At 61.4% G+C, this 15861-nt stretch carries 14 protein-coding genes and 1 tRNA gene; 6 read left to right on the top strand and 9 right to left on the bottom strand.

Annotated features, from left to right (window positions below; genetic code table 11):
- Nucleotides 1-19: 19 nt before the first annotated feature.
- A complete protein-coding gene (gene guaB, locus NKJ81_RS27755) occupies nucleotides 20-1522 on the bottom strand; it encodes an IMP dehydrogenase (RefSeq protein WP_352542384.1) in 1503 nt (500 codons plus the stop codon).
- 295 nt (nucleotides 1523-1817) lie between these two features.
- On the opposite strand from guaB, the gene NKJ81_RS27750 reads away from it, so the two are divergent.
- A complete protein-coding gene (locus NKJ81_RS27750) occupies nucleotides 1818-3239 on the top strand; it encodes an MFS transporter (RefSeq protein WP_352542383.1) in 1422 nt (473 codons plus the stop codon).
- A gap of 181 nt (nucleotides 3240-3420) precedes the next feature.
- Here the strand turns inward: NKJ81_RS27750 and NKJ81_RS27745 are convergent, their stop codons facing one another.
- Both NKJ81_RS27745 and NKJ81_RS27740 read right to left on the bottom strand, forming a co-directional pair.
- Nucleotides 3421-4116 (bottom strand): RlmE family RNA methyltransferase, encoded by a 696-nt coding sequence (locus NKJ81_RS27745; protein WP_352472049.1) that lies wholly within the window; start codon nucleotides 4114-4116, stop codon nucleotides 3421-3423.
- Nucleotides 4117-4174: 58 nt separating this feature from the next.
- Nucleotides 4175-5557, bottom strand: coding sequence for a Ppx/GppA phosphatase family protein (locus NKJ81_RS27740; RefSeq protein WP_352501489.1), 1383 nt, complete (start codon nucleotides 5555-5557; stop codon nucleotides 4175-4177).
- A gap of 328 nt (nucleotides 5558-5885) precedes the next feature.
- Here NKJ81_RS27740 and NKJ81_RS27735 point away from each other — a divergent pair, with 328 nt between their 5' ends.
- The gene (locus NKJ81_RS27735; RefSeq protein WP_352542382.1) at nucleotides 5886-6818 is read left to right on the top strand and encodes a lysylphosphatidylglycerol synthase domain-containing protein; all 933 of its coding nucleotides are present in this window, start codon (nucleotides 5886-5888) and stop codon (nucleotides 6816-6818) included.
- 333 nt (nucleotides 6819-7151) lie between these two features.
- A tRNA-Gln gene (locus tag NKJ81_RS27730) sits at nucleotides 7152-7225 on the top strand.
- A 264-nt stretch (nucleotides 7226-7489) separates the two neighbouring features.
- On the opposite strand, the gene NKJ81_RS27725 is transcribed toward NKJ81_RS27730, so the two are convergent.
- The 6 genes from NKJ81_RS27725 to NKJ81_RS27700 all read right to left on the bottom strand — a co-directional run bounded on the left by NKJ81_RS27725 (nucleotide 7490) and on the right by NKJ81_RS27700 (nucleotide 12947).
- Entirely contained in the window at nucleotides 7490-7921 is a 432-nt protein-coding gene (locus NKJ81_RS27725; RefSeq protein ID WP_352542381.1) for a YybH family protein, read from the bottom strand.
- A gap of 400 nt (nucleotides 7922-8321) precedes the next feature.
- A complete protein-coding gene (locus NKJ81_RS27720; RefSeq protein ID WP_352542380.1) occupies nucleotides 8322-9845 on the bottom strand; it encodes a trypsin-like serine peptidase in 1524 nt (507 codons plus the stop codon).
- Nucleotides 9846-9856: 11 nt separating this feature from the next.
- On the bottom strand, nucleotides 9857-10576 hold the full coding sequence (locus NKJ81_RS27715) for a M12 family metallopeptidase (protein ID WP_352542379.1): 720 nt from the start codon (nucleotides 10574-10576) through the stop codon (nucleotides 9857-9859).
- Between the two features lie 126 nt (nucleotides 10577-10702).
- On the bottom strand, nucleotides 10703-11452 hold the full coding sequence (locus NKJ81_RS27710; RefSeq protein WP_352542378.1) for a hypothetical protein: 750 nt from the start codon (nucleotides 11450-11452) through the stop codon (nucleotides 10703-10705).
- A gap of 22 nt (nucleotides 11453-11474) precedes the next feature.
- Complete coding sequence (locus tag NKJ81_RS27705) at nucleotides 11475-12140, bottom strand: acyl-homoserine-lactone synthase (protein WP_352542377.1); 666 nt, start codon at nucleotides 12138-12140, stop codon at nucleotides 11475-11477.
- A gap of 84 nt (nucleotides 12141-12224) precedes the next feature.
- Complete coding sequence (locus NKJ81_RS27700; protein WP_352542376.1) at nucleotides 12225-12947, bottom strand: LuxR family transcriptional regulator; 723 nt, start codon at nucleotides 12945-12947, stop codon at nucleotides 12225-12227.
- Between the two features lie 149 nt (nucleotides 12948-13096).
- On the opposite strand from NKJ81_RS27700, the gene NKJ81_RS27695 reads away from it, so the two are divergent.
- The 3 genes from NKJ81_RS27695 to NKJ81_RS27685 are packed head-to-tail and all read left to right on the top strand — an operon-like array spanning nucleotide 13097 to nucleotide 15836.
- Nucleotides 13097-13744: a cysteine hydrolase family protein gene (locus NKJ81_RS27695; protein ID WP_352501479.1), complete on the top strand. Its 648-nt coding sequence runs from the start codon at nucleotides 13097-13099 to the stop codon at nucleotides 13742-13744.
- Nucleotides 13741-15060 carry a type I glutamate--ammonia ligase gene (locus tag NKJ81_RS27690; RefSeq protein WP_352542375.1) on the top strand — a complete coding sequence of 440 codons (1320 nt, stop codon included), beginning with the start codon at nucleotides 13741-13743 and terminating at the stop codon, nucleotides 15058-15060. Before NKJ81_RS27695 ends, NKJ81_RS27690 begins: the two co-directional genes overlap by 4 nt.
- Nucleotides 15060-15836, top strand: coding sequence for an N-formylglutamate amidohydrolase (locus tag NKJ81_RS27685; RefSeq protein WP_352542374.1), 777 nt, complete (start codon nucleotides 15060-15062; stop codon nucleotides 15834-15836). Before NKJ81_RS27690 ends, NKJ81_RS27685 begins: the two co-directional genes overlap by 1 nt.
- Nucleotides 15837-15861: the final 25 nt, after the last annotated feature.

Below are 15861 nucleotides of genomic sequence, written 5' to 3'. Positions count from 1 at the left end.
GCGCCAAGACGCATGACGGTCAGGCTCCGCCAGGATAATTCGGGCTTTCGCGGGTAATCGTGACGTCATGGGCGTGGCTTTCACGAAGTCCGGCATTGGATATCCGCACAAAAGTGGCGCGCTCGCGGAAATCGGCAAGGTCGCGGCCACCGACATAACCCATAGCGGCTTTCAGGCCGCCTGCAAGCTGGTGCAGCACGCCAGACACAGGTCCTTTGTACGGCACCTGCCCTTCGATGCCTTCCGGGACCAGTTTCAGCGTGTCGCGTACCTCGGCCTGGAAATAACGATCGGCGGAGCCGCGCGCCATCGCGCCGACCGAGCCCATGCCGCGATAGGCTTTGAAGGAGCGGCCCTGGTGCAGATAGACCTCGCCCGGGCTTTCGTCCGTGCCGGCCAGCAGCGAGCCGATCATCGCAGCACTTGCGCCGGCGGCCAGTGCCTTGGCGAGATCGCCCGAATATTTGATGCCGCCATCGGCAATGACCGAGACGCCGGATTTCTGCGCCGTCTCGACCGCCGACATGATCGCCGAGAGCTGCGGCACGCCGACGCCGGCGACGATGCGGGTGGTGCAGATGGAGCCTGGTCCGATGCCGACCTTGACCGCGTCGGCGCCGGCATCGATTAGCGCCAAGGTGCCTTCCGCGGTGGCGACGTTGCCGGCCAGGATGCGAACCGAGTTGGACAGTTTCTTGGCCCGCGTCACCGCATCCAGAACGCGCTGCGAATGACCGTGCGCGGTGTCGATCACGAGAAGGTCGACGCCGGCGTCGATGAGGCGCTCGGCGCGTTCGAAACCGTCATCGCCGACGCTGGTGGCGGCGGCGGCGCGCAAACGCCCCTGCACATCCTTGGTGGCGTGCGGGTTGAGCTGCGACTTCTCGATGTCCTTGACCGTGATCAGCCCGACGCAATTGCCGTCCCGATCGACCACAACAAGCTTCTCGATGCGGTGCTGATGGAGCAGCCGCTTGGCCTCGTCCTGATCGACGTTCTCCTTGACCGTGATCAGGTTCTCGCGGGTCATCAGCTCATAGACCTTTTGCGCCGGATCGGACGCGAAGCGGACGTCGCGGTTGGTCAGGATGCCGACGAGCCGGCCGACCGTGTGGCCGCCGGTGCCGCCGTTCTCGACCACCGGAATGCCCGAAATGCTGTAGGTGCGCATCAGACCCAGCGCATCGGCAAGCGTCGCCTCGGGACCGATGGTGACAGGGTTGACCACCATGCCGGACTCGAATTTCTTCACCTGCCGCACCTGCTCGGCCTGTTCGGCCGGCGAGAAATTGCGGTGGATGACACCGATGCCGCCGGCCTGGGCCATGGCGATGGCGAGCCGCGCCTCGGTAACCGTGTCCATGGCGGCCGACAGGATCGGCACGTTGAGGTCGATGTCGCCGGCGATGCGGGTGCGGATGTCGGTCTCGCCGGGCATGACCTCGGAATGGCCCGGCTGCAGCAGCACGTCGTCAAAGGTCAGCGCCAATGCGCCGGTGGACGTCTCGATGATTTTTGCCATGGCCAGCCCTCGGAATGCAGGAAAGGCGCTCGCCCTGGATGGACAGCGCCGACTCGTCTTCTTCCCTTTCAGGATTGGCGCTGGCTCGTAACACGTCCCGTGGCCGTTGAAAAGCCGATGGTTGTGTAGTGGCGAAGCTGCATTTTGCCCCAGGGGCTGCGAGACTTGCGGTCGCACAAACGTGACAGCAAATTAATGCGACATCCGGGCCAAGCCATGATAACCGCCCTACCTGTCGGTTTGGCCCCCAGGGCCGGCAAGCAATCGCGACGCACATTTCAAGGCCGGATCCATCGTGAACCGCACCATTCCGCTTATCCTGGCGGTCGCTCTATTCATGGAAAACATGGATTCGACCGTCATTGCGACATCGTTGCCGGCGATCGCCATCGACATCCACACCAGCCCGATCGCGCTCAAGCTGGCGCTGACCGCCTATCTGGTATCGCTGGCGATTTTCATTCCGATCAGCGGCTGGATGGCCGACCGCTTCGGCGCCAAGAATGTCTTCCGCGCCGCGATCGCCGTGTTCATCGTCGGTTCGGTCGCGTGCGCCATTTCCAATTCGTTGCCGGCTTTCGTGGTGTCACGCTTCCTGCAAGGCATTGGCGGCGCCATGATGACACCGGTCGGACGCCTGGTACTGGTACGCGCGACGCCGAAAAGCGAACTCGTCGCCGCCATGTCGTGGCTGACTGTCCCGGCTCTGGTCGGCCCCCTGGTCGGCCCGCCGGTCGGCGGCTTCATCACGACCTATTTTTCCTGGCACTGGATTTTTCTGATCAATGTGCCGATCGGGCTGATCGGCATCTGGCTGGCCACGCGTTTCCTGCCGAAGACCGACGCCGCGCAGACGCCGCCGCTCGATCTCATCGGTTTCGTGCTGAGCGGGCTGGCGGCATCGGGCATTGTGTTCGGCCTTTCGGTGGTCAGCCTGCCGGCTCTGCCGCCAGTTGCCAGCTTTATCACCGTTGCCGTCGGACTGGCATCGGCGGTGCTTTACCTGCTGCACGCGCGCCGCGCCAAGAACCCGCTGCTGGCGCTCGAGCTGTTTCGCAATCGGGTGTTCCGCTCCTCGGTGCTCGGCGGCGGACTGTTCCGCATCGGCATTGGTGCCGTACCTTTCCTGTTGCCGCTGATGTTCCAGATCGGTTTCGGGCTGACGCCGTTCCAGTCCGGCATGATCACCTTCGTCTCGGCGATCGGCGCCATAGGCATGAAATTCGTCACCGCGCTGATCTTCAGGGTCGCCGGCTTCCGCCGGGTGCTGATTTCAGGCTCGCTCATCGCTGCCGCGTCCATCGCCATCAACGGCCTGTTCACACCCGACACGCCCTACGGGCTGATCCTCGCCATGCTGCTCGCCGGGGGCTTCATCCGGTCGATGTTCTTCACCGGCATCAATGCGCTTGCCTACGCCGAGATTTCGGCCGCCGACACCAGCAAGGCGACGCCGATCACGGCCGTGTTCCAGCAGTTGGCGATCGCGCTCGGTGTGGCGCTGGCCGGCGGCATCCTGGAAGTGTCGACCACGATCCATGGCGGCCCGCTGACGCTGAGCGACTTCCACACCGCCTTCTTCATCGTAGCGGCGGTGTCGGCGGCAGCCTCGCTGTCGTTCATGCGGCTGGCCCCGGACGCCGGCAATGCCGTGTCTGGACATGGCCGGCTGACACCGCCGAAGACGCTGGAGCCGGTGAGCCCGCCGGGGAGTTGAGGACCCCTTCCCTTCTCCCCTTGTGGGAGAAGGTGGATCGGCGCGCAGCGCCGAGACGGTTGAGGGGTGTTGGAAGAAATGAGGCGATGATAACTGCAAGCGTGTTGCCAAGCTGGAACACCCCTCATCCGACCTCGCTTCGCGAGGCCACCTTCTCCCACAAGGGGAGAAGGAAAGGGCGCTACCCCTTAAAATCCTTCGCCAGCAAATAAAGCTCCACCGACTCATCGCGTGAGGCCGGCGGCTTGACGTGATGGACCGAGCGGAAATTCCGCTTGAGTCTCGCCAGCAATTCGTTCTCGGCGCCGCCCTGAAACGTCTTGGCGAGGAAATGTCCGCCTGGCTTCAATACCGACAGCGCGAAATCGGCCGCCACCTCGCACAGATGCATGGTGCGGATGTGGTCGGTCCGTTTGTGGCCGGTGGTCGGTGCGGCCATGTCGGAGAGCACGATGTCGGGCTGGCCGCCCAGCGTCTCGGCCAGCCTCTCCGGCGCCTGCGGATCGAGGAAATCCATCAGCAGCACCGGGGCGCCCGGCACGGCGTCCATCTCGAGATAGTCGATGCCGACGACGTTCGGGTGTTCCGCGGTCGACTTGGTACGCGCGGCGGCGACCTGGCACCAGCCGCCGGGCGCCGCACCAAGGTCTATCACCTTCATGCCAGGCTTGAGCAAATGGTGCTTGTCGTCGATCTCGATCAGCTTGTAGGCGGCGCGCGAACGATAGCCGTCGGCCTTCGAGCGCTGGACATAGGGATCGTTGATGTGGCGCTGCAGCCAGCGGCGCGACGATTCCTTCAGGCCGCTTTTCTTCTTGATCTTCGTCTTCAGCACGCGAATGCCGGCGGAGCTCGGTCTTTCCGGTTTCTTGGTCATTGCTTGATTGCTTGTTTGAGCATGATCTTGTCCGAAAACCGGCAGCCACTTTTCGGGATCATGCTCTGCCTCGCCGCCAGACGCCGTCATCGGCCATCAATTCGCTCAATATGCCCTCGCGCAGGCCGCGGTCGGCGACACGCAGCCGCTCCGACGGCCAGACGGCGCGGATCGCCTCCAATATGGCGCAGCCGGCCAGAACCAGGTCGGCGCGGTCGGCGCCGATGCAAGGGTTGGCGACGCGTTGCTGGAAATCCCAGCCGACCAGTTTTTCGACCATGCGGTCGACGCTGTCGCGATCCATCCACAGCCCGTCGACGCGGCGGCGGTCATAGCGTTCGAGATCGAGATGGACGCCGGCCAGCGTCGTCACCGTGCCCGATGTGCCGAGCAAATGGAATTTCGGGCTGGCCAGGAGGTGGCTCAGCCGATCACGCCCGTCGAAGGCGCGCAGCCGCATTGCGACATCCTCGACCATGGCGCCAAAGATCTCGCGTGTCACCGTGCGGCCGCCAAAACGCTCGGCCAGCGAGACGACGCCGACCGGCAGCGACGTCCACGAGACGATATGGTTGGCAAGCCTTGGCGAGCGCTGACCGGTGAGGTCGATCAGCGCGATTTCGGACGAGCCGCCGCCGATGTCGAACAGCACGACGCCTTGCGTGTCGCGCTCGACCAGCGAACCGCAGCCCGACACCGCCAGCCGCGCCTCGGTCTGGCGGTCGATGATCTCGAGCTTCAGGCCGGCCTCGCGCTCGACGCGCTCGAGGAACTCGACGCCATTGGCGGCGGTTCGGCAGGCCTCGGTGGCGATCAGCCTGGCTTTCCTGACCTTGCGGTTGCGCAATTTGTCACCGCAGATCTTCAGCGCCTCGACCGCGCGGTCCATTGCGGCGTCGCCGAGCCGGCCATTGGCGGTAAGGCCCTCGCCCAGCCTGACGATGCGCGAGAAGGCATCGATGACGCGGAACTGGCCATGGCGCGTCGGCACCGCGACCAGCAGCCGGCAATTGTTGGTGCCGAGATCGAGCGCGGCAAACACCGGCAATTCCTGCAGCGGCGGCGGTGTGCGGGCACCTTGCCCCGGCCTTGGCGGAGCTGAGGGCGGAGGCGCGTAAGCCGCTGGCTGGGGCGGGCGCGCGGCCGGGGCCTCGTTGGCGGCGGGCACCGAAGCGCCGGCCGCCAGCGGACGAGTCTCGTCGCGTGCGAAAACCTTGCGCCCGCGCCGGCGCTTGCGCCGTTTCTTGGGTTTGCCGTTCTGATGCGGGCCGTTCTGACCCTTGTGATCGTGGGACGTGTCGCCAGCCTGTCCATTGCCGGACCAGGGTTGCACCTGACGGCCGTAGCGTCCGGTGGATGGGCTTGCCTGGCCGGACGGCGTCGGCGAACCCCTGGACACGCCCACTTCCGGCGCGCCAGCGCCGGCGTCGTGGTCTTCCACTGTCGTTCCTTCCGGCGCCGCGCGAACCGGAGACCGGACGCAGCAGGCGCTTTTACATGTTCAAGTTGCCGCCAGACTATCAGCGCACGGCCGGATCACCAAGAGCGCTCGCGGCGAATTTTGCCGGCGGCGTGAAGGCGGCGACGTCGGTGAGCCCTTGTCCCCTTGGGAGAAGGGAAGGCGCGAGCGCCACAACGCGCCTTCCCGGTTGAATAGCCGGCTTCAATGAGGCATTTCTGAAATGGAGGGTAAATCATTCGGCAACGCGGGCGGTTTGCCTGCTGCGAACCGGAAAACGGTACGGGCTGCAACGCATGATCGTCATGCCATGAACTGGAGGCGCTATTTCTGGCCCGTCATCGGCATCGCCGCGGTGGTGTTCTCGCTGTGGCTGCTGCTGCACGAATTGCGCGGCATCTCGCTTGACGATGTCTGGGCCGGCATAATCGCCATCCCGGCGCGCGGCTGGGTGCTGGCGGCGCTGAGCTCGGTCATCGCCTATGCCTCGCTCGCCGGCTACGACCACATCGCGTTGCTGCACATCGGCAAAAAAGTCTCGTGGCTGTTCGTCACCTTCTGCTCGTTCACCACCTACGCGCTGTCGCACAATATCGGCGGCTCGGTGTTTTCCGGTGCGGTGATCCGCTACCGCGCCTACGGCACCAGGGGCCTTACCGGGCAGGATGTCGGCATTCTGGTGGCGATCTGCTGGATCACCTTCGTGCTGTCGACGCTGTTCGTCTCGGGCATCGTGCTGCTGCTCGAGCCCGAGGTGATCGACCGGTTTTCCGGCATACCGCATCATCGGCTGTCGCAAGCAGCTGGGTTCGCCATGCTGCTCGTGGTGGCGGCCTATGTCTTCGGCAGCTGGCTGCATCTCAGGCCGCTGAGGATCGGCAGCTTTCAGCTGCATTACCCGGCGCTGCCGATCGTGGCGCGGCAATTGCTGGTCGGCCCGATCGAGCTGCTGGCGGCGGCGGCGATCATCTTCTTCGCCCTGCCCGCCACCGGCAATCCCGGCTATTTCATCGTGCTCGGCGTTTTCCTGGTGTCGTTCTCGATCGCGCAGATCTCGCATGCGCCGGGCGGGCTGGGCGTGTTCGAGGTGGTGTTTCTCGCGGGCTTGTCACATATGGACCAGGTCGGCGTGCTGGCGGCGCTGCTGGTGTTCCGGCTGTTCTACCTGATCATCCCGCTGCTGATCGCGCTCGGCGTGGTGCTATTCTTCGAGCACTCGCAATACAGCCGCAGCGAGAGTTGAAGCTTGGGCAATCGCGTCAGGCCTGATGACGACCGTGAGAAGATCAATCCTCAATGTCGGCGCCGCCCCTCAACCCCCTGCCGGGACCTTCTCCCCGTGAAGAACGGGGAGAAGGGGCTCGGACGCAACGCTGGCGATCCCCTCTCCCCGTCCTCCACGGGGAGAGGGTGAGGGGCAGCGCAAACGCCGGCAGGAGTGACGACAGGGCAAATCTGAAGCAACCGCGCCGATTGAAATGCCTACGGCAGGGTTGACTATTTTCCGGCGGCGGCTACAAGGCACGCGCGGCGACATCGTCGCCCTGCCCGTGTGGTTTTCAACGGCCGCGCCTGCTGGGGAATAGGTTAACGGTAGACCCACGGACTCTGACTCCGTTAGTCCTGGTTCGAATCCAGGTTCCCCAGCCAAGCAATTTCAATTACTTAGCTACCGAACCCGCTCCTCCAGGAATAACTTCCGTCGAATTACCTGGTCGAATTACGGTGACAGTGCACTTTTTCCCGTGTCGCCCTCTCCAGTATTGCCGCGTCGCCGATGTTACGATTTTGATGCACCCCTTGGGACCGAGATCGGGCAAATCGGCAAAGCCGTGAAACCCGGAAAACGAGGCAGGCGGCGAAAAGAAATTAGTGCACCGTTGCCGTAATTCCTAAAACCTCTCCGGCAACTTTCTACTCCCCGACAATGGACGTCGGCGGGCGTGCCGAGGTTATCGGATCGGCATGACGAAGGACGATCCTCCACGCGCCTTCCTCGCGCCGGAATATGGTGGTGACGCGAAGCGCAATCGGCACCAGTTTGTTGCCACCACCGACCTTGGATTGGAACCGCTCGATCTCGATGATGTATCCCAAGTCGGCTGTCGCATACTCCGAGATGCGCTCAAAGCCGATGGCCTTGCCGTGCCGGTAATTGGTGGCGGCGCGTTCCATGGTCTCAGCGGCCTTTCTCCATCCCTTCGCCGGCGGGCCAAAGGGATTGGCAATAATGACGTCGTCCTGTCGCGAGTAGAGGTTTTTCAAGGGCTCAGGATCGCCCTTTACGAAGGCATCCAGAGCCAGATGATCCTGCTCGATAAATTTCGTTAGGTCGGAGGCTAACATCTTAACATCGCCCCATGACTACAAAGAGAACTCTATCAAGCGCTTCATCCGCCCTTCGCCTTGCCGTAGGCGCTCGGGCTGGTGTCCGGAGTATAGATCAGAATTACGGTGAGTGCACTTTTTACAATGTCGCCCGCGCCGCACGGTGCACCTTGCCGGCGTTGCCGGTCCGTCGCATCCCCAGCACCGTGCGGGCGAGCCAAAGTGTTTTCACGTCCGAAGACTATGGTTCCACAACAACTGCTCATCGAGTATTGCCGCGTCGCCGATGTCGCGGTTTTCGATGCACCCGTAGGCCGAGAGCATCGCCGGGCAAATCGGCAAAGCCGTGAAACCCGGAAAACGAGGGAGGCGGCGAAAAGAAATTAGTGAACCGTCACCGTAATCTTTTCGTAATTCGTCATTTCTGTGACAGCAGGGTCCCATAGTTTGCTGCCCCGGCGGTCGGCTGAGGGCATTCGGGTATTAGGGGCGTTGCAACTTCGCCAGAGTGGACAGCAACAATCTTTGCCTCGTTCTCGGCCGTAACGAAGATCGGACTGCCTGACATGCCGCCCTCCGATTGGCAGTTGTGGTAAATTTGCGCGCCCTTGATACCATAAACCCGACAGCCCGGCTCAAGAGAGACACTTGCCGAAGCGAGTCCGTCGTTGTCCGATGACAATGTGAGGTTGCGAAGAGCTGCCAGGAATGGATTGACAGCGACAATGTAGAGCGGCTGCCACAGCGTTGGACGCCCGGAAATCTTGAAGCCGGTCGGGAGTTGATCGCCTGCTGCAACCGATATCAGCGGAATGATTACAGCATCGTAAGTCTTGCCGTACACAAAGCCTCGTAGCCCAGGATCGATTTCGACGGGGTATGACTTTCCTGAGAAAGTGGTGAAGTGCATCTGGCTATGGACACTGGCGAATTGAAGGTTCTGATCGCTGGTCCCCTTTATCGGATCTCCGACGCAATGGGCGGCTGTCGCCAATCCGATCTTGTCTTCGTTGCCATTTTTGAACTGTACGATCGTTGCCGTACAGTGCACGTCCTTTCCATCAAAATTCAGCTCGCCAACGTTCTCCTTAACTTTTTCCTTGAAATTCTCACCGAATGAGAATTTCGCGGCAGCGTTGCTGTCAATATCTTCGACACGATGGATGCACGCGTTGCCATAATCCTCAAAGACCTTAAACTCCGTTTTGGCGTTTTCCCTTCTTGTCTTGCCGGATAAAATGTCGAAATATGTCAAACGGTGCTTTCCGCGCTGTTCGAGCATAATTTGCGCTGCCTCGCTGCATCGCTCACTTTCGCTCCGCCTTAGTAGGAGTTCGCGCCAATATTCGACGGGCCTTGACGTGGAATTGTTGCAAATGAGCTTCTCTGGATAGGTGGCCGTGAGTTGGCCGCGGGCAGTTTCGAGGTCAAAACCAAAGGACGACTTTTCGTCGGTTTTCAGCTGAGGCCCTCCCGATGCGAGCGGGCTTGCAAAGCTGGCAAAAGGCCGTGGCGCGGCGAGTACCTCAGGGCCAACCAACCCGGTGCCGGAGGCTTCAAACCCGACTGGCGCAACTGCATCTTCGAACGCGCCGATGCCGCCTGCGTTGTTGAGCTTGCAGTTCTCGCAAGCACAGGGATCAATCTCGCAAAGGGGTGAAGGTTGCAGCTCTCTGATAGGTAAATTGGGTAGATGTGAATCTACACACGTGTCAGGGTCCAGTTCGCATAAATTGGAAGGAGCACTCGGAAATCTATCCAAGCACGCCAACGGATCCTTTTTACATATGTCCACGACGATTGGGTCTTCGGGACGAGACAACGCGCTTGCAGGTAATTTTATACGCTGCTTAAGCACGTCAAATATGCTCTGGCTCCGGGCCGGCCCCACAACCGCAAAAACGGCGAGAAGGGAAAGGAGAAACGTCGATCTTGTTGTCATGACAGATGGACCTACTTCGGCAGCCCGCCGCTTAATGACTTTGGATAGAGCGTTGTGATGGTCGTCTTGTCGAGCTGAGACAATTCGGTATTCCAGCCGACAACATCGTTAAGGTCAGACACCAACTCCTTTGGGATCGGATAGTGCATGATCGAGGTGGGATCGTAATTCGACCCGTTGACTTGGCTCAATTCGTATTTCGCAAAAACCTGTTCGCGAACGTCGTCCTTCGACCACCCCAGCTTCGCATAGTAAGCGAATACTTCCGCCTCTTTCCAACTGATGTGAGCACCTGGATGACTCTGCTCGTGAACCAGCGAGAGCGCGTGGCCAAATTCGTGAAGGGTCGTCCGATGGAATTCGCTCTTGTCAGTCGAGGCATCGAACCACCCAAAATTCATGGAGGGGCGCCCGCGCGCGGAAAAATAGCGCGAGTCGGTCCCTATGTAGCTCCAAGAACCGCCTTCTTCGAAGTTGACCAAGATATCCGGATCGGATTGCCCGAAGAGGAATTTGATTCCGATAAAGGGCTCCCATCCCTTGGCAGCAGAAATCACGTTGTCGATGTAGGCGGGTTGTGAAAGAAAGTCGACATGCAGCACACGCCTGTCTGGATGCCATTTCTTCTTGAACAACGAAATTGCTTCGGTCCGCGGCAGATTCTCCAGGGAAGGGTCATTCGCGGGATTTTCATCGATCGCGATATTCAGCGCAGTATTGAAATCCTTCATGATCACTTCTGTGCAGAATTTGGGCGGCGGTTCGCCCTCAGCGTAGACAGTTCGACAGTGAAGGCAAATCGGCGCAAAAGCCGTAAACGCCAAGAAATTTCGCCTGCTAAGCATCACGCACCTCCTCTACGAACCAGCATCTAGTCCTTTGATTTTCGTGTGAACAGGCCGGGCTGGCGGAACATCGAATATCTTGCCTCTAGGATTCTTCTTTTTTCCGTCGAAACTGACCGCCTGGATAGTTATATTTATATGCTGTACGTCACTGCGCGAGCTGTCGATCGATCCACCGAGCTTCACCGGGACTATTTCGAAATCCACTCCAGCCTTCGCACTCTTTTTGACCACGAAGTTGCTGTCATAGGTATATTTCTGAATGAAGGCGTAGGGCGCGCCGGCAACAGCCACGTTCACTTCACGTACCACTTGGCCAAGCCAGAGGGAGAACCCGGCATCTTGATATTCGCCACCCACGGTCTGGCATGCCAGTTCATTATAGCCACTGAGGATGATGCCGAAGTCGATCGTGCTGTTGTTGGTGAGTGTGGCCTCTCTAGAGGCCGTCAGGCTTGGCGATACGCTTCCTACAGAAATCGGGATTCCCGCCGATACATGACCGGAGAGCGTGGTTCCTTCGACGATATTCACATTCAGGCCTACGACGGCAACTGACTCCAGCAGCCCACTTCGTCCCTGGGTGTCGCTCGCCAAAGCATTCGAGATGCCGCATTTCAATGTGTTGATAACGCCGGACAGCGGAACGACAGGCGTCGACTTCGGGACTTCAGCGAATTGCTTTGAACTACAAGCGACCAGCGAAAGCTCCGAGACCCCGACGAAGCCGAGCGCAGCAATCCGTAATGCAAAATTTTGCACTTTGGTCTTTCCCCGATTTTTCTTACTTATACAATGCAGATGCGTATTGCTTGTTGTTGCTTTCCAAGAACGGCAGTTGCGCTCCCCGCCGAACCAGCAACGAATGCTCAATCCCCAGTATCTTGCGGACGCTCGCCAGCGCCGCCTCATTCACATCGATATACGCGACGATGTACCACTCGCCGTTTTCTTCCCTGGCCATGCCCATCGGCTCGGCCCGCCATTTGAGCGCGCCATGGTGCGGCATGAAGTAGGTTTCCTGGATGCCGCCGACAGCGTTGAGGCCTTCGTCGAGAGCGTATTCCATCACCGCGCAGCACAGCTGCGTCAGTGTTCCCCTCAGTCCGGCAGTTCGTTTGTCGGGAACGACGAATGTGCGCGTCCATTCGGCCCAATCGGGACGCCTCGGGACGCCCGATTTTTCGCACATGTGAGAAAAAACCTCCGAGACCATGTGCGGCTCGCTCGTTGGGATCAATCGAGCCGAAGTCACCACGCGACCGTCTTCAATACCAAGCAGGTAAGTCGCCGCGTCGGTATCGAATTGGTCCAGCTCGCGACCATCCGGGCTCGGAGGGCGCCAATGCTTCTGGTGCACGAAGAAATCGTGCCGCCGGCGCAGAAACTCGTCGAATTCGTTTTCATAGAGATGCTTGTTATGCGCATTGACTACGTGGGCCGTTATCATGGCGCGATCCCCCGATCGTTCTCAAAGGGATACTCGCAGTCGCGCTAATATACGTCACCTGTCCGATGGGACAGTTGACGCGTTTTAGGGGTGGATCAGGCGCCGGCGCACCGCTTCGACGACCGCTTGCGTGGTCGTTGCGACGCCAAAAGCCTCGCGAGCCCGTGTCGAATGCCATTTGACCGTGCGCTCGGTCAGGCCGAGGATCTGGGATGTCTCAGACGATGTCTTGCCGGCCGCGGCCCACAAGAGCACTTCTTTTTCGCGGTCGGTCAGCACGCCCTCATGGTCATCATCGTCATTCGCCAAGGCCTGGATCGACATGCCCGCGTATACCGCCATCGTCACCAGTTGCACTTGATGGCGCGGCGACAGGGCGCAGGCCTTCGCGGAAGAGGCAAACGACAGCACGGATTGCCAATGATGAACGCTGAGCATCGGTACGGCGAAGCCGCTGCAGATGCCGAACTCAGTCGCCTCGCCGGCAATGCGTCGTGAGCCCTCCGTATCCGACCATTTTGCCGGAACTTCCGACCAAAGGAACGGCTTCAAGGTCTTTGCCGAGTAAATGCAAACACCATCAGCCGCGGCATGCTCGGCCTCGACATAGCGTTCGAACCAGCCGGCCGGCCAGCCATTCAGTTCGACCATCGGTGCAAGCTTCTGGCCACCGAGCGGCACGCCGCTCAGGATCAGGTGCTCGAAGCCGAGATTTCGCACGGTTTCGAGCAAGTCGCCCAGCAGCGGCCCGGTGGCTGTGTGCTTCCTGCAGCGTTCGACAAAGTCGAACACGTCTGAATCGATCATGACAGAGACCCCCCGTCTCCACGCCCGAAAACAAAGCTTATCTTAAATTAGTGACTTCGAATATCCCAATAAGTGCGTCCACCACGCAGGACGCGCGGACCAAAATCAGCTAAATCAGCCAGACGTGATCAGCGAAGCAGGACCCAAGCATGACGCCATCATTGCCGAAACGAAACGAGCCGTTCCGGGCCGGCGAAACCGCGCTGCTGCTGGTCGACATGCAACGGGTCTGGCTGGAGCCCGGGGCCGATCCGGCGCATCCGGAGCGCGGTCCCGACCACTATTTCTACCGGCAGACGGCGTCGCAAACGATCCCCAACCAGGAGCGCCTGCTGGCGGCGGCGCGGGCCAACGGCGTCGAGGTGATCCACACGATCATCCAGAGCCTGACCGAAGACGGCCGCGACTGCTCGCTCGACCACAAGCTGACGCCGATCCATATCGCGCCGAGCCGGCCGGAAGGCCTGCCGGTGCCGTCGCTGGCGCCGGTCGGCGACGAGATCATGCTGCCGAAGACATCGTCGGGCGTCTTCAACTCGACCAACATCGACTATGTCTTGAAAAACCTCGGAGTGCGTTATCTGATCGTCGCCGGCATCATGACCGACCAGTGCGTCGACATGGCGGTGCGCGATGCCGCCGATCGCGGCTATCTCGTCACCTGCGTATCGGATGCCTGCGCCGCCGCCTCGCAGGAGCGTCATGACGGCGCGCTCGAGGCTTTCGGTGGCTATTGCTGGGTCACTGATACCGCCACCGTTACGGGCCGTTTCGAAGCCTTGGGAAAAGCTGCATGACATCGACCGTCGAACCGCTGGTTGCCGTCGTCACCACCGATCTTTCGGCGATCACGCGCGGCCGCTCGGTCGTCGAAAGCAAGCTGCAGAAGATCGCCGCGACCGGCGTCGGCTGGCTGCAGGCCAATCTGTCGCTGACGCCGTTCAACTCCATCGTCGATCCCAATCCCTGGGGCTCGTCAGGCGATGTGCGGCTCGTTCCCGATCTCAACGCGCGGTTCCGCACGGCGCTGACCGGATCGGCGACGCCTTTCGACATGGTCGCCGGCAACATCGTCGAACTCGACGGCAGCCCGTGGGTCGGCTGTACGCGGACCATGCTCAAGGATGCGCTGGCGGAGTTGAAGGCGGCAACCGGGCTTTCCGTCATCGCCGCCTTCGAGCATGAATTCCATATCGAGGGCGACTTCGCACCGGCTCATTCGATGTCGTTGGCCGCACTGCGCCGCGCCGATCCGTTTGCCGCCAATCTTATGGCGGCGCTGGCGGAGGCCGGCGTCGCGCCCGAAGTGGTAATCGCCGAGTTCGGCACCGACCAGTTCGAGGTGACGTGCGAGCCGGCCGATGCGCTTGCCGCGGCCGATCGCGCCGTCGCCATCCGCGAGATCACGCGCGAAGTCGCGCGATGCGCCGGCTGGCGGGCGAGCTTCGCGCCCAAAACCGCTCCCGATGCCGTCGGCAACGGCGTCCACATCCATTTCAGTTTCGTCGAAGACGCCGGCAAACCGGCGACCTACGACCCGGCCCAGCCGGGCGGCCTTTCCAGCCAGGCCGCTTCGTTCTGTGCCGGTGTGCTGCGCCACCTGCCCGCGATCACCGCCATGACGGCGGCGAGTGTGTCGTCCTACTACCGGCTGAAGCCGCATAGCTGGAGCTCGTCCTACACTTGGCTTGCCGATCGCGACCGCGAGGCGAGCCTGCGCATCTGCCCGACGGTGACGATCGGCGGGCGCGATCCGGCGCGGCAGTACAACATCGAATACCGGGCGGCCGACGCCACCGGCAATCCCTATTTGTCGCTGGCGGCGATCGTGCGCGCCGGGCTGGAGGGGCTGAAAGCCAAGCTGCCGGCGCCGCCGCTGGTCTTGGGCGACCCGATACAGATGAGCGTTGCCGAGCGCAAGAAGCTTGGCCTCGTGCGGCTGCCGGAAACGCTGCCGATGGCACTCGACGCGCTCGTCGCCGACAAGACCGTCACCGGATGGTTCGCGCCGGTGTTCGTCGAGACTTTTGTCGGCCTTAAGCGGCATGAGACCGAGCGCCTCGCCGGTCTCGACCCAGTGGCGGTCTGCGATCTCTACCGGACGCTGTATTGATGGCTGAGCCGGTTGCCAACGCCATCCTACCGGAAGGTTGGCTTCCAGCGGTCGAAGCTATCAACGAAACGGGGCGTTCCGATATCGTTCTGATATGCGAGCATGCGTCCAATCATATTCCGGCCGAGTATGCGCGGCTCGGTCTCGACAGCCGCCATTTGCAGCGCCATATCGCCTGGGACATCGGAGCCGCCGCAGTGACCCGCGCTCTGTCGAAGCTGCTCGATGCTCCGGCTTTCCTCAGCTCCTATTCGCGGCTTTTGATCGATCTCAACCGGCCGCTTGGTTCCAGCGGCAGCATTCCGGTGCAATCCGAGGACACCGGCATCCCCGGCAATGTCGGCCTCGATCCGGAGGAGCGAAGCCGGCGTGCCGAAATCATGTTCGCGCCGTTTCATGACCGCGTGGCCGCCCATCTCGACGACCGGTCGAAGCAGGGCAGACCGACGCGGATCGCAACGATCCACTCCTTCACGCCGGTCTTCCTCGGCATTGCGCGGCCCTGGCACGCCGGCGTGCTTTACGACCGAGCAGTCGATTTCGGCCAGGCAGTGCTTGCCGGCCTGCGCGCCGACGGTGCGCTCAACGCCGCGGCAAACGAGCCCTACGTGATCAGCCGTGACGGCGACTACGCCATACCGGTCCATGGCGACGATCGCGGCATTCCCGCGGTCCTCATCGAGATCAGGCAGGACCTGCTGGCCGGCCGCTCCGGCATCGAGGGATGGGCGAAGCGGCTGGCCACAGCGTTACCGGCGCAGACAAAGGCTTTATGAACAAGCTCGGCTGCTCGAGCGCAAC

This window comes from Mesorhizobium sp. M0018 (genome assembly GCF_040323955.1).
Classification (GTDB): domain Bacteria; phylum Pseudomonadota; class Alphaproteobacteria; order Rhizobiales; family Rhizobiaceae; genus Mesorhizobium.
This window is presented reverse-complemented; position numbering and strand designations above follow the sequence as displayed.

What these genes read in the sequence shown, in the direction of transcription:
- NKJ81_RS27705 (WP_352542377.1), bottom strand. Translation starts at nt 12,140, where the DNA reads ATGATAACGGCCCACGTAGTCAATGCGCATAACAAGCATCTCTATGAA.
- NKJ81_RS27685 (WP_352542374.1), top strand. Translation starts at nt 15,060, where the DNA reads ATGGCTGAGCCGGTTGCCAACGCCATCCTACCGGAAGGTTGGCTTCCA.
- NKJ81_RS27745 (WP_352472049.1), bottom strand. Translation starts at nt 4,116, where the DNA reads ATGACCAAGAAACCGGAAAGACCGAGCTCCGCCGGCATTCGCGTGCTG.
- NKJ81_RS27725 (WP_352542381.1), bottom strand. Translation starts at nt 7,921, where the DNA reads ATGTTAGCCTCCGACCTAACGAAATTTATCGAGCAGGATCATCTGGCT.
- NKJ81_RS27720 (WP_352542380.1), bottom strand. Translation starts at nt 9,845, where the DNA reads ATGACAACAAGATCGACGTTTCTCCTTTCCCTTCTCGCCGTTTTTGCG.
- NKJ81_RS27690 (WP_352542375.1), top strand. Translation starts at nt 13,741, where the DNA reads ATGACATCGACCGTCGAACCGCTGGTTGCCGTCGTCACCACCGATCTT.
- NKJ81_RS27700 (WP_352542376.1), bottom strand. Translation starts at nt 12,947, where the DNA reads ATGATCGATTCAGACGTGTTCGACTTTGTCGAACGCTGCAGGAAGCAC.
- NKJ81_RS27695 (WP_352501479.1), top strand. Translation starts at nt 13,097, where the DNA reads ATGACGCCATCATTGCCGAAACGAAACGAGCCGTTCCGGGCCGGCGAA.
- NKJ81_RS27715 (WP_352542379.1), bottom strand. Translation starts at nt 10,576, where the DNA reads ATGAAGGATTTCAATACTGCGCTGAATATCGCGATCGATGAAAATCCC.
- guaB (WP_352542384.1), bottom strand. Translation starts at nt 1,522, where the DNA reads ATGGCAAAAATCATCGAGACGTCCACCGGCGCATTGGCGCTGACCTTT.
- NKJ81_RS27735 (WP_352542382.1), top strand. Translation starts at nt 5,886, where the DNA reads ATGAACTGGAGGCGCTATTTCTGGCCCGTCATCGGCATCGCCGCGGTG.